The sequence below is a fragment of the Streptomyces sp. FH025 genome (genome assembly GCF_017427025.1).
GTDB lineage: Bacteria > Actinomycetota > Actinomycetes > Streptomycetales > Streptomycetaceae > Kitasatospora.
Genome location: NZ_JAFLNG010000171.1, coordinates 1 through 12224 on the forward strand (window position 1 = coordinate 1; position 12224 = coordinate 12224).

14 protein-coding genes are annotated in these 12224 nt (G+C 72.2%); 5 read left to right on the plus strand and 9 right to left on the minus strand.

The features are described 5' to 3' along the window. Both J0670_RS14800 and J0670_RS14805 read right to left on the minus strand, forming a co-directional pair. Positions 1 to 526: FAD-dependent oxidoreductase (locus J0670_RS14800; RefSeq protein ID WP_207812024.1), on the minus strand; the 526-nt coding region annotated here is incomplete at its 3' end. Positions 527 to 708: 182 nt separating this feature from the next. Beyond that, on the minus strand, positions 709 to 1443 hold the full coding sequence (locus J0670_RS14805; RefSeq protein WP_207812025.1) for an alpha/beta fold hydrolase: 735 nt from the start codon (positions 1441 to 1443) through the stop codon (positions 709 to 711). A 103-nt stretch (positions 1444 to 1546) separates the two neighbouring features. Between J0670_RS14805 and J0670_RS14810 the strand changes: the two genes are divergently transcribed. Next, positions 1547 to 2509 (plus strand): YafY family protein, encoded by a 963-nt coding sequence (locus tag J0670_RS14810; RefSeq protein ID WP_207812026.1) that lies wholly within the window; start codon positions 1547 to 1549, stop codon positions 2507 to 2509. A gap of 60 nt (positions 2510 to 2569) precedes the next feature. On the opposite strand, the gene J0670_RS14815 is transcribed toward J0670_RS14810, so the two are convergent. After that, entirely contained in the window at positions 2570 to 2968 is a 399-nt protein-coding gene (locus J0670_RS14815; protein ID WP_374223104.1) for a thioredoxin family protein, read from the minus strand. 154 nt (positions 2969 to 3122) lie between these two features. Between J0670_RS14815 and J0670_RS14820 the strand changes: the two genes are divergently transcribed. After that, positions 3123 to 3392, plus strand: coding sequence for a DUF1876 domain-containing protein (locus J0670_RS14820; protein ID WP_207812028.1), 270 nt, complete (start codon positions 3123 to 3125; stop codon positions 3390 to 3392). A gap of 134 nt (positions 3393 to 3526) precedes the next feature. Here J0670_RS14820 and J0670_RS14825 read toward each other — a convergent pair whose 3' ends face one another. The 4 genes from J0670_RS14825 to J0670_RS14840 form a co-directional block, all read right to left on the minus strand. Then, positions 3527 to 3967 carry a PPOX class F420-dependent oxidoreductase gene (locus J0670_RS14825; protein WP_207812029.1) on the minus strand — a complete coding sequence of 147 codons (441 nt, stop codon included), beginning with the start codon at positions 3965 to 3967 and terminating at the stop codon, positions 3527 to 3529. A 42-nt stretch (positions 3968 to 4009) separates the two neighbouring features. Beyond that, a complete protein-coding gene (locus J0670_RS14830; RefSeq protein ID WP_207812030.1) occupies positions 4010 to 5620 on the minus strand; it encodes a cytochrome bc complex cytochrome b subunit in 1611 nt (536 codons plus the stop codon). A gap of 227 nt (positions 5621 to 5847) precedes the next feature. Continuing rightward, on the minus strand, positions 5848 to 7374 hold the full coding sequence (locus tag J0670_RS14835) for an MFS transporter (RefSeq protein ID WP_207812031.1): 1527 nt from the start codon (positions 7372 to 7374) through the stop codon (positions 5848 to 5850). A gap of 176 nt (positions 7375 to 7550) precedes the next feature. After that, a complete protein-coding gene (locus J0670_RS14840) occupies positions 7551 to 8231 on the minus strand; it encodes a TetR/AcrR family transcriptional regulator (protein ID WP_207812032.1) in 681 nt (226 codons plus the stop codon). Between the two features lie 245 nt (positions 8232 to 8476). On the opposite strand from J0670_RS14840, the gene J0670_RS14845 reads away from it, so the two are divergent. Both J0670_RS14845 and J0670_RS14850 read left to right on the plus strand, forming a co-directional pair. Continuing rightward, complete coding sequence (locus tag J0670_RS14845) at positions 8477 to 9031, plus strand: Uma2 family endonuclease (RefSeq protein ID WP_243437030.1); 555 nt, start codon at positions 8477 to 8479, stop codon at positions 9029 to 9031. Positions 9032 to 9152: 121 nt separating this feature from the next. Next, positions 9153 to 9941 carry a VOC family protein gene (locus J0670_RS14850; protein WP_207812034.1) on the plus strand — a complete coding sequence of 263 codons (789 nt, stop codon included), beginning with the start codon at positions 9153 to 9155 and terminating at the stop codon, positions 9939 to 9941. 13 nt (positions 9942 to 9954) lie between these two features. Here J0670_RS14850 and J0670_RS14855 read toward each other — a convergent pair whose 3' ends face one another. Together J0670_RS14855 and J0670_RS14860 are read right to left on the minus strand one after the other, a co-directional pair. Next, on the minus strand, positions 9955 to 10551 hold the full coding sequence (locus J0670_RS14855; protein WP_207812035.1) for a hemerythrin domain-containing protein: 597 nt from the start codon (positions 10549 to 10551) through the stop codon (positions 9955 to 9957). 83 nt (positions 10552 to 10634) lie between these two features. After that, on the minus strand, positions 10635 to 11231 hold the full coding sequence (locus tag J0670_RS14860) for a TIGR03086 family metal-binding protein (RefSeq protein WP_207812036.1): 597 nt from the start codon (positions 11229 to 11231) through the stop codon (positions 10635 to 10637). Between the two features lie 204 nt (positions 11232 to 11435). Between J0670_RS14860 and J0670_RS14865 the strand changes: the two genes are divergently transcribed. Continuing rightward, entirely contained in the window at positions 11436 to 12008 is a 573-nt protein-coding gene (locus tag J0670_RS14865) for a DoxX family protein (RefSeq protein WP_207812037.1), read from the plus strand. Positions 12009 to 12224: the final 216 nt, after the last annotated feature.

The following is a 12224-nucleotide window of genomic DNA, read 5'->3' on the forward strand; positions in this document are numbered from 1 at the left end:
AGTCGGTCGCCTCCCGGTTGGTCCAGGGGTGGGCGCCCGCCAGGCCCGTGATGTCGGGCGGCAGCACCGGGCGGCTGCCGGTGCACACGGCGACGGCGTGCCGGGCGGTGAGCACCCGCTCGGTGCCGTCCTCGGCCTCCACCGTGACGGTCCGCACGCCCGCCAGCCGGCCGTGGCCGCGGACCAGCTCGATGCCGGTGTCGCGCAGCCACTGCACCTGGCCGTCGTCCTTCCAGTTCGAGGTGAAGGAGTTCCGCCGGGCCAGCACCGCGGCCGCGTCCAGCCGTCCGCCGTCCACCGCCTCCCGGGCGCCGCCCACCGCGCGGGCGTCGTTCAGCGCGGCCACCGGGCGCAGCAGTGCCTTGCTCGGCATGCAGGCCCAGTACGAGCACTCGCCGCCGACCAGTTCGGACTCCACGATCACCGTGCGCAGCCCGGCGGCGACCGTCCGGTCCGCCACGTTCTCGCCGGTCGGCCCGGCTCCCAGGACGATGACGTCGTACTCCTCGGCGGTGCTGCTGGTCATGCCCGTCCTCCGTGGTCTCACTGGCCGCCCCGCGCGTGCGGCGGGTGCCGCGGCCGATGTCGGTCCCGTACCCGAGCCTGACCCGGACCGCCTCCGGCGGCCACTCCGCGCACCCGGGCACGGCGTGCGCCCCCATCCTGCGCCGTCGAGCCTGCTCCGCGCGGGTGAACACGCGAACGTGATCAGATCGCCGCGATCTCCGCCAGCACCTCCGCCGTGTCGGCCGGGCGGGAGAACATCGGCCAGTGCCCGGTGGGCAGTTCGCGCAGCTCCCAGTCGGGCCCGGCCATCCCGGCGAAGAACGGGTGGCCGGCCGCGATCATCGCCTTCACGCGGTCGAGCGGGAAGGAGCAGGACACCAGCGCGTGCGGCAGCGCGGCCCCGGCGCCGGTCAGCCGCAGCCGGTCGCGGTACGCCCCGACCGGGTGCGGGGTGAGCCGGGCGCGGATCCGCTCCAGCGCGGCCTCGTCCAGGCCCTCCAGACTGGAGCCGTGGGAGGCCAGGAACTCCCAGGGCGGCGTCGGGAAGCGGCCGTCGACCTCCGAGGTGTCGGCCGCCGCCCGGAAGTCGGGCTGCCACAGGTCGTACACCGAGGTGCCGTCGCGCATCGGGCCGCTGTCCAGGTAGACGACCCGGCGGATCCGCTCGGGCAACCGGTCGGCGACCCCGTCCACCGGGGCGCAGGCGCCGCTGTGCGCGACCAGCACGACGTCCCACAGGTCCTCGCGCACCAGCCGACCGGCCAGGTCGGCGATGTGCTCCTCCAGCCCGAACTCGCCCACCTCGCCGGCCCGTTCGGCCAGCCCCGGCAGGCTCACCGGATGGACCTCGTGCCCGGCCGCGCGCAGCGGCGCGGCCACCTCGTCCCAGGCCCAGGCGCCGAGCCAGAACCCGGGAACCAGTACGAACGTGCTCATGATGGATCGCTCCTTCCGTGGTCGGACCCCCGTCACCCCGGACTCTAGGATCGAATCCGGACAGGATTCACCCGGATTTCCCGACCAGGAGGCGGCGCCCGCGATGGAACACCCGGTCAGCCGTGTGCTCGCCCTGCTGGAGCTGCTCCAGGACCGCCCCGGCCTGACCGGCGCCGAGCTGGCCGCCCGGCTCGATGTGGACGAGCGCACCGTGCGCCGCTACGCCGCGCGCCTGGCCGAACTCGGTATCCCCGTCCGGGCGGAGCGCGGTCGCTACGGCGGCTACCGCCTGCTGCCCGGCTACCGGCTGCCGCCGCTGATGCTCAACCCGGACGAGGCCGCCTCGGTCGTCCTCGGGCTGCTGGCCGGCCGCAGCTCGGGCCTGTCGGTGGGGGAGCGGGCCGCCGAGAGCGCGCTCGCCAAGATCCAGCGGGTGCTGCCGCCCGCGCTGCGCGAGCGGACCGCCGCCGTCGAGCAGACGCTGGGCCTGACCGCCTCGCCCGCCTCCGGCCCCAGCCCCGCCGCAGCCGCGCTGTTCACCCTGGCCGAGGCGGCCCGCCGCCGGCGCCGGGTGCGGCTCGCCTACCGGGACCGCGAGGACCGGCGCAGCGAGCGCGAGTTCGACCCGTACGGCCTGGTCTTCCACTCCGGCCGCTGGTACACCACCGGGCTCGACCACCGCAGCGGCGAGCCGCGCACCTTCCGGCTGGACCGGATCGAGCGGGTCGAACCGGGCGAGGCGGAGTTCGAGCCGCCCGAGGACTTCGACCCGGTGCAGCGGGTGGTGGAGTCCCTGGCCGGGGCGCCCTGGCGGCACCGGGTGGAGGTGGAGCTGCACACCACCCTGGCCGAGGCCCGGCGCCGCCTGCCGCCCGCCGTCGGCACCCTCACCGAACTCGCCGGGGACCGGGTTCTGCTGCGGGCCCGGGCGCAGAACCTGGACGGCGTCGCGGTGCTGCTGGCCGGCCTGGGGTGGCCGTTCACCGTTCGCGAGCCCGCCGAGCTGCGGGCCGAGGTGCGGGCGCTCGCGGCCCGGCTCGCCGCCTGGGGCGAGGACCCGCCGTGACGACGGCGCGGCGAAGACCCGGGGAGCCATCGCTCCCCGGGTCTGCGGCGCCCGTACGGGTCAGGCCTGGCCGGCGGCCGCCTGCTCCTCCGCCACCTTGCGCTTCACCTCGGTCATGTCCAGCCCGCGGGCCTGCCCGATCAGGTCCTCGAACACGTGCTCGGGGAGCGCGCCGGCCTGCGAGAAGACGAGGACGCCCTCGCGGATGATCGCCAGCGTCGGGATCGACTGGATGCCGAACGCGGCGGCCAGCTCCTGCTGCGCCTCGGTGTCGACCTTGGCGAAGACGAGGTCGGTGTGCCGCTCGGCGGCCTTCTCGTACACCGGGGAGAACTGGCGGCACGGCCCGCACCACCCGGCCCAGAAGTCGATGAAGACGAAGTCCTTGCCCTCCGGGCCCGGGACGATCTCGTCGAAGTTCTCCTTGGTCAGCTCGACCGTGTTGCTCATCTCGCGAATCCTTCCCTTCCGAGGGCGGCGGTACAGGCCATGTGCCTGCCACAACCGTGATGCCCAGCGGGGTATTCCTCCCGTGTCGGCCGCCTCCGGCTGGCCTGGTGTTCACGCTGGGTGCGGCGCACTCTGGAGGGGTAACCGATGGAGGTGATCCGCCATGCAGACTCTGGTCGGTTGGCACATCGAGATGGAGTTCCGCGAGGTCGGCCCGCGGACGACCGCCGCCGCCCTGCTCCGGCTGAGTGACGGGAGCGAACTGCGTGCCCACGGCTACAGCAGCCGCCACCCCTCCGACCCCGAACAGCTGAGGGTCGGCGAGGAGATCGCGGGAGCCCGAGCGCTCAACGACCTCGCCTCGCAGCTGCTCACCAAGGCCCACGGGGAGATCCAGGAGGTCAGCCCGGTTCCGACCCACCCGCTGACGTGAACGACCCGCCGACGTGACCGGCGAGACCGACGTGACCGGAGGAAACGCCGAGTGCCGGGCCCCCGTCCCCGGGCCCCGGCACTCGGCGGGCTCATCTGGCTTCTTACGGGCGCCAGTTGACCGTCGTGCGGCCCTCAGTTGACGCAGTACGTGGCCGGCGGCCGCCACTCCGGCCCGACCAGCCGCTGCTCCAGTTCGTTCAGCGTGATCCGGATCCCGACCGTCCCGGCCAGCCCCACCCGGAAGCGGCTGCGGGCCAGCGCGATCAGTGCCGTCAGGCCGTACTTGTTGATCAGCGAGGTGCGGTAGCGCGCCGTCGCCTCGGCGTCGCAGAGCCGTGCGCGGGCCGGGAGTTGGCGGCCGGTCGGGCGTCCGTGGGCGTCACAGGGGCCGATCAGCACCCGGGGGCGGCGCCGGATCCGTTCGGCCTCGCCGGAGTGGGCGGGGGCCCACACACCGAGTGCGGGACCATCGGCCACCACCCAGAGCTGCGAGTCCTGCCGGCTGCCGTCGTCGCCGAAGGTGGTCAGCAGGAGGTACCTGCTGTCGGCGAGCTGGTCGGTTCGGTCGTGCACGTTGTCCTCCCTCTGGTGGCGGGGGATGGGTGCGGGGGCGGGTCAGTGCCCGTGGCCCTCGGCGATCTCGCGGTACTCCTCGGCGGTGGGTTTGGCGATCCGGGCGTGTTCGCCGTGGAACCCGCGGGACAGCCTCGCACGGGCCCGGGTGAGCGCGCCCGCCGGGTGGGCGACTCCATTCTCGTCCACCGCGGTCGGCGGTTCGAGGGGGCGGGGCTGCTCGTGTGCGGTGAGCCGGTGCAGTTCGGCGGGCGTGAGCCCGGCGTGCACCTCGGTGAACTCGCCGTGCGGCAGCCGCCTGATGACGCCCGTCTCCCGTCCGTGCAGCACCTTGTCGCGGTCCCGGCGCTGAAGGCCGAGGCACCAGCGCTTGGTGAGGAGGAAGACGGCCACCGGGACGACGAAGAAGCCGATCCGCACCGCGTAGGTGATCGCGTTGAGCGACAGGTGCAGATGGGTGGCGATGAGGTCGTTGCCGCCGCCCGCGAGCATCACCAGGTAGACGCTGATCCAGGCCGCGCCCAGCGCGGTGCGGACGGGCGCGTTGCGCGGCCGGTCGAGCAGGTGGTGCTCCCGGCCGTCGTCGGTCACCCAGGCCTCGATGAACGGGTAGACCGCGATGGCGCCCAGGATCAGCGGGAACAGCGCGAACGGGATCAGCACGCCGAGGTTGAGGGTGTGCCCCCACAGGCCGATCTCCCAGCCGGGCATCACCCGGATCAGGCCCTCCGCGAAGCCCATGTACCAGTCCGGCTGGGCGTCGGTGGAGACCTGGTCCGGCCGGTACGGTCCGTACGCCCAGATCGGGTTGACGGTGGCGACCGCGGACATCAGCGCGATGATCCCGAACACCAGGAAGAAGAACCCGCCGGCCTTGGCCAGGTAGACCGGCATCAGCGGCATGCCGACGACGTTCCTCTCGGTCCTGCCGGGGCCCGCCCACTGGGTGTGCTTGTGGTAGAAGACCAGGATCAGGTGCGCCACCAGCAGGCCGAGCATGATGCCCGGGATCAGCAGCACGTGGATGGTGAAGAACCGCGGGATGATGTCGTGCCCGGGGAACTCCCCGCCGAACAGGAACATCTGGATGTACGTGCCGACCAGCGGGACGGCCAGCACCACGCCCTCGATGAACCGGATGCCGGTGCCGGAGAGCAGGTCGTCGGGGAGCGAGTAGCCGAAGAAGCCGTCCAGCATGCCGAGGAACAGCAGCAGGAAGCCGAAGACCCAGTTGACCTCGCGCGGCTTGCGGAACGCGCCGGTGAAGAACACCCGCATCATGTGCACGAACATGGCCGCGACGAAGACGATCGCCGCCCAGTGGTGGATCTGCCGGATCAGCAGCCCGCCGCGCACCTCGAAGCTGATGTCCACGGTGGAGGCGTAGGCCTCCGACATCGAGATGCCCCTGAGCGGGACGAAGCTGCCGTCGTAGACCACTTCGCCCATGCTCGGTTTGAAGAACAGGGTCAGCCAGACGCCGGTCAGGATGATGATCAGGAAGGTGTAGAGGCAGATCTCGCCCAGCATGAAGGACCAGTGGTCCGGGAAGATCTTCCGCAGGTTGGCCCTGGCCAGGGAGTAGATCCCCAGCCGGCCGTCCGCCCAGTCGGCGGCCCGCCGCCCCCGCCCTGGGCTCTGATTCCGGGTCATGTGCACGCACCTCAGTCCGAAGGAAACGGGGATAGTTCCCCGATTCGCACTGGGGCCACCATAATCGGGGAATGATCCCCACTTCTACCCGGGGGCCTCGACGGGGGTCTCGACGGGGGTCTCGACGGGGTGGAGAACGCGAGCGGCCCGCCCGGTGCCGTGGAAGACACCGGACGGGCCGCGTACGCACCCGAGTTTGCTCCGAGGGGAGCGGTGCCCCGAGAGGATCAGTGCACCAGCACCGGCACCTCGTTGCTCTCCGCCGAACCCGCGCCCTCGCCCGAGCCGGCCGCGCCGGGCCGCCCGGCGTTGATGAAGGTGAAGGCGACCGCGGCGGCCGCCACCAGGATCCCGAAGGAGACCCAGATCGCGGTGGTGAAGCCGTGCACCATGCCCTGGAACTGCACGGCCTTGGCGGCCGCCGGGGAGGTGGCGGCAGCAGCGTGCGCGGTCAGCCAGCTGGTGGTGGCGCTGGCCGCGATGGTGTTCAGCAGCGCGGTGCCGATGGCGCCGCCGACCTGCTGCGAGGTGTTGACCATCGCGGAGGCCACGCCCGCGTCGCGCGGCTGGACGCCGTGCGTGGCGAGGCTCATGGCCGGCATGAACGCGGTGCCCATGCCGAGGCCCATCAGGACCAGGCCGGGCAGGATCAGCGCCGGGTACGAGGTGTCCAGGCCGATGTGGGTCAGCAGGAACATCCCGACCGAGGCGACCAGGAAGCCGGGCGCCATCAGGTAGCGCGCCGGGACGCGGGTCATCAGTCGGGCGCCGATCTGGGTCGAGCCGGTGATCATGCCCGCCACCATCGGCAGGAAGGCCACACCGGTCAGCACCGGGCTGTAGCCGAGCACGATCTGCAGGTAGTAGGTCAGGAACAGGAACAGACCGAACATGCCGATCACGGCCATGCCCAGCGACAGGTACACCCCGCCGCGGTTGCGGTCCAGCACCACGCGCAGCGGCAGCAGCGGGGCCTTGACCTTCAGCTCGACCAGCACGAACGCGGTCAGCAGCACGACGGCCGCGGCGAACAGCCCCAGGGTGCTGCCGGCCGTCCAGCCGTTGGACTCGGCGCGGGTGAAGCCGTACACCAGCGAGACCAGGCCGGTGGTCACCAGCAGCACGCCGGGAACGTCCAGCTTGTTGCGGTTGCGGCCCTCGGCGGGCTCGCGGATCACCAGGACGGCGCCGACGGCGGCCACGATGGCGAACGGGATGTTGACGAAGAAGGTCCAGCGCCAGTTCATGTACTCGGTCAGCAGGCCGCCGAGGATCAGGCCGATGGCGCCACCGCCACCCGCGATCGCGCCGTAGATGCCGAAGGCCTTGGCGCGCTCCCTGGCCTCGGTGAAGGTCACCGCCAGCAGCGACAGCGCGGCCGGCGCGAGCAGCGCGCCGAACACGCCCTGCAGCGCGCGGGCGCCGAGCAGCATCGCGGTGTTGGCCGCGGCGCCGCCGAGCGCGGAGGCGAGCGCGAAGCCGGTCAGGCCGACGATGAAGGTGCGCTTGCGGCCCCACAGGTCCGCGATCCGGCCGCCGAACAGCAGCAGGCCGCCGAAGGCCAGCGCGTAGGCGGTGATCACCCACTGGCGGTTGCCGTCGGAGATGCCCAGGTCCGTCTGCGCGGACGGCAGGGCGATGTTCACGATGGTGGCGTCGAGGACGACCATCAGCTGGGCGAGGCCGATGAAGATCAGCGCCTTCCAGCGCCGGGGATCGGGCAGCGTCGCCGGTCGGGCGTCGGTTTCAGGCATGGAGGTACTCACTTCACGGTGCGTGGTGCGCGAGGAACGGTCAACTGCCGTACGGGAACGGCAGGTCGCCGTACGGGTGCGAGGGCGCGCGCGGGCGTCCGGCGGCGGTGCCGGTCAGCGGCGCGGTGGATGGAGGCTGGTGGGTCGGATCAGTGGTGGTGGGTCCAGGTGGTCGGTCAGTCCCGGGAGCGGATGTCCTCGAAGGTCGCGGCCCGGCCGGGCAGCGCCGAACGGGCCGGCGTGCGCAGGCCGTCCAGGAACAGTTGCAGGTGCCGGTGGCCGAAGTCCTCGATCAGCTGGCAGGAGGTGCCCGGCAGCGGCCGGGTCAGTTGGCTGATCGCGATGAACAGGTCACCGTGGTCGACGTCGGGCCGCAGTTCGCCCGCCGTCCGGGCGCGCTCCATCAGCCCGCTCACGGCGGTCTGCAGGCGCACTCGGATCTCGGTCAACTCAGGGTCGTCGGGGTCGAGGACACTGGTGAAGACGGCGCTGAGCCCGCCGACCTTCTCCTCGACGGCCGCGTGCGCGAACCGTTGCAGAGCCTCGAACGGGCCGGTGCCGCCGACCGCGTCGGCCTCGGCCGTCGCCGTCTCGGCGAGGGCCAGGATACGGTTCTTGGCGAGCAGCGCCACCTCGCGGATCAGCGCCACCCGGTCCGGGAAGTTCCGGTACAGCGTGGCATTGCCGACCCCCGCCCGCTTCGCGATCTCGTCCAGCGGCACATCCGCGCCGTGCTCGACGAACGCGTCCCGGGCCGCCAGCACGATCCGCTCCCGGTTCCGGCTCGCATCCGCGCGCAACTTCGGCGCACGCACGCACTCTCCGGTCCGGGCCGACTCGACGGCGACGGTGGTCACGACGACTGCTCCTTCAGATTACCGGGGAACTTCTCCCCGCTTCGACCAACGTACTCGGAAACGGGGAATCCGTCCCCGGAATTTCCGCCCTGAACGTGACCTGCGTCACACACCTTTATGGGTGGATGGGGTCGGCTATCGTCAAAGCCAGACGCCCCGTAACCACTCGCCGGTGTGCTCGTTGCTCCGGGGGGTGCCTAGGCGAAGGAGGAGGGCCCGTGACTGCGATTTCCGAGCGCCCACAGATGCTGCCTGAGCAGTTCGAGGAGTTCGCCCGTCACATGGGTCGGACCGTCGAGGGCATCCGGCTGGAGTTCATCAACGGGAAGTTGGGGATCAAGCCCGTGCCGGACGGAGACCATGGCCGCATCGTCCAGTGGCTCAACCGAATCTGCATTCAGGTCCGGCCGGAGCTTTATCTGCATGATCAAGGACTGAGGCTTCAGGGGTACCGAGGCGGGCACGCCCGGCCGGACGGCACGCTCGCGGATGCTGACGCCTTCGTCGGCTATGGGGATTGGGCGCCCGCCGGCGAGGTGCTGATGGTCGCGGAGGTCACCTCTTACGACTCTGATACCGACCGCCGCGACCGCGTAGAGAAGCCCCGCGCCTACGCCGAGACGGGCATCCCGGTCTACCTGCTGATCGACCGGGACTCCGCCGAGGTCATCGTCCACAGCCAGCCCGACGGCGTCCGCTACGAGACCGTGCAGATCCTCCCCTTCGGCAAGACCGTCCACCTCCCCGACCCGGTCGGCATCTCGCTCGACACGGAGCCGCTCAAGAACTGGGTGCGCTGAGCCCGGCCATGCCTCCGCCGGGGCGGTACGCCCTTCGGCCTAGGCTGTGGGCGTCCCGGGCGGCCGGTGGGCCGTGGGAGTCGGGAGGAGCCCGGCGGCCGGGCGGGTGAGGAGGTTCGCGATGGTCAGCGGCGAGACGACCACCGGGGCGCGCTGTGTGGCGGCCGTTCCGTGCTGGGTGAGCCTGATGGCCCGGGACCTGGAGGTCGCCAGGGGGTTCTACGGGCCGCTGCTCGGCTGGGAGTTCGAGCCGGGGCCGGACCGCTTCGGTCCGTACGTGCACGCGGTGACCGGCGGGGAGGCGGTGGCCGGGCTGGGGGTCGCGGGCATCGGGGCCGTGCCGCCCGCGTGGACCAGCTACTTCGGGACGGAGAGCGTCGACGCCGCGGCCGACGCGGTGCGTGAGCGCGGCGCGACCCTCGCGGTCGGCCCGCTCGCCTTCGACGCCGGGCGGGTGGCCTTCGCGGCGGACCCGGCCGGGGCGGTCTTCGGCATCTGGGAGGGCCCGCTGGGCCGGGCCCGGAGGCTGGACCTGCCGGGCGCGCCGGTCTGGATCGAGCTGCGCACCCCGGACCCGTTCGCGGCCGCGCTGTTCTACGGCGCGGTGTTCCGCTGGGACGGCCGCGACCCCGAGCACTTCGAGGTCCGCTGGGAACACGACCGGGTGGTGCTGCGGGCGGAGGGGCACAGCGTCGCGGCGCTGGCCAAGGAGCAGGCGGGTGGCCCGGCGGGCATGCCGCCGCACTGGGAGGTCTCCTTCGCCGTCCCGGACACCGACCGGGCGCTGGCCCGGGCCCTGGAGCTGGGCGGCTCGGCGGTCGGCCCGGCCTTCGACTCCCCGTACGGCCGGGTGGCCCGGCTGCTGGACGGCGAGGGCGCGCGGTTCGCGGTGATCAGCCCGAAGGGCTGAGAAGGGCCGGCCCTCAGCCGCTGATCTCCTCCGGCCCGCCGAGCTGCTCGGACTCGCTGATCCCTTCGGGCTCGCTGATCTCCTCCGGCCCGCTGATCTCCTCGGGCCCGCTGAGCTGCTCGGGCCCGCTGATCCCTTCGGGCCCGCTGATCCCCTCGGGACCGCCGAGCTTCGCGCGTTCCGTCCGCACCCGCTCGCCCAGCGCCGCACGCTCCGCTGCGGGCAGCGCCTTGCGGGCGGCCGGGAACAGCACCTTCTCCTCCCCGGCCAGGTGCCGCCGCACGGTGTCGGCCAGGCCGCGCAGCAAGGTGTCGAAGGCCGGATCGGCCGGGCCGACCCCCTGGAGGTCGGCGAGGTACTGCCCGATGGCCAGGTGGTCGTGGATGCTGCCGAACACCAGTCCGCCGCCGTCCGGCACGTCGTGCTGGACGACCGGGAAGAGGTGCTCCTCCTCGGCGGCGCAGTGGGTGAACAGCAGGTCGGTCAGCCGGGTCACCAGCTCGCCGCGCTCGGCCGCGCCGCTCGGCGCGGCCTCGATCCGGTCGAGCAGCTCGGTGACCGCCCGGTGGTCGGCGGTGAACTCGCCGAAGATGTCCGGCCTGCGGCTCATGGTGCGCCCGCCTCTCGTACGGGATCAGGGTGATCCGCCCCCGTACCCTCCAGTATCCGGCGCCGCTTCCTGAAACCCTCGGCTCAGCCGTCGCTGCGCCGCCCGGTGAGGGCGAGCAGCCGGGTCTGCGGGTCGGCGTCCGCGCTCACCGGCAGCGGCTTGTCGAACAGCCCGCTGCCGGAGAGGTCCCCGTAGCCGGCGAACTCGCCGAGCGCGAACTCCACCAGGTCCTCCGGGAGCCGGGTGTGCCGCCCGATGCCCTCCGCGAGGTCCCAGCTGTGGATCACCAGGTCGGTGGTGAGCTGGTCCAGGTAGTACTGCCCGGAGGTGTCCCCGTAGGAGAGGTGGACGGTCAGCTCGGTGGCGCCGGGGACGGCCCAGGCCTGCCGGGCGGCCTCGGCGGCCTCCGTCCAGGCGGTGGCCGGGTCGTCGCCGAGCAGGTCGCCGTCGAAGCGGCCGCCGACCTCGGCGATGGTGGCCCCCATCAGCAGCTCGGGCACCCAGAGCTGCTCGTTGACCAGGTGGTTGACCAGGTCGCGGACCGACCAGTCGGTGCACGGGGTGGGGGAGTCCCACTGGTCGGGCGTGATCAGCCGGACCCTCTCGCCGAAGGCGGCCAGCGCCTCGGAGTAGGGCGTGCCGGGCTGCGCGGACCGTTGGTGTCGCCTGCGTTGAGTCATGTCTCCACCCTGCCCGGACCTGGGTGGTGGCGCTAGTCACTCGCGATCTCACGGTCCGTTAGTTGTTCAAATTCGAACTCCGAGGTACGGTCGAAGAGCGGCAGGTTCAAATTTGAACAATGATGTCCGGCCGCGCCATCACCCTCCCTCTTGTCCTGCGACCCCTTGTCCTGCGACGACCGATACCGATCGATGGAGACGCGCATGCCGAGCAACAGCCCGAGCACGACCGCCGCCACCAACCCCACCGTCCGCCCCGCCCGGAACACCTCCGGGCCCGCGACCACCTCCCCGCACGCCTATGACGCCGGACTCCTGCTCCTGCGCCTGACCCTCGGCCTGACCATGGCCGCGCACGGCAGCCAGAAGCTGTTCGGCTGGTTCGGCGGTGGCGGGATCGACGGCACCGGTCAGTTCTTCACCATGAGCGGCTACCCGGCGGGCAACGCCATGGCCGTGGTCGCCGGCCTCACCGAGATCCTGGGCGGACTCGGCCTGGCCGTCGGCCTGTTGACCCCGCTCGCGGGTGCCGCGATCGTCGGCACGATGGTCAACGCGCTCGCCGTCACCTGGGGCGGCGGGTTCTTCGCCCCGAAGGGCAGCGAGTACGAGCTGCTGCTGACCGCCGGTGCCGCCGCCCTCGCGCTGACCGGCCCGGGCCGTTACGCGGTGGACCGCTTCCTGCCGGTGCTGCGGGCGCACCGCCTGGCGTACGGAGTGGCCGCCGTGCTGGTCGGCCTGGCGACGGCCGGGGTGATCCTGCTGCTCCGCAAGTAGTCGCTCCGCGAGCAGCCGCTCCGCGAGTGGCAGCTTTACGAGTGCCTCAAATCACCGATGTGGAGGCCGTGGTGACGATCAGTCGCCACGGCCTCCACGCGTTTTCCGTGCAAACCGTGCACAGTCCGGAGGCTTCTCAAGGTCATGTGATGTGTGCCATGGTACATGTCACACTCCCCACCGTGTCCACGGCGGCACCGCCCCCACGTGGTGCCG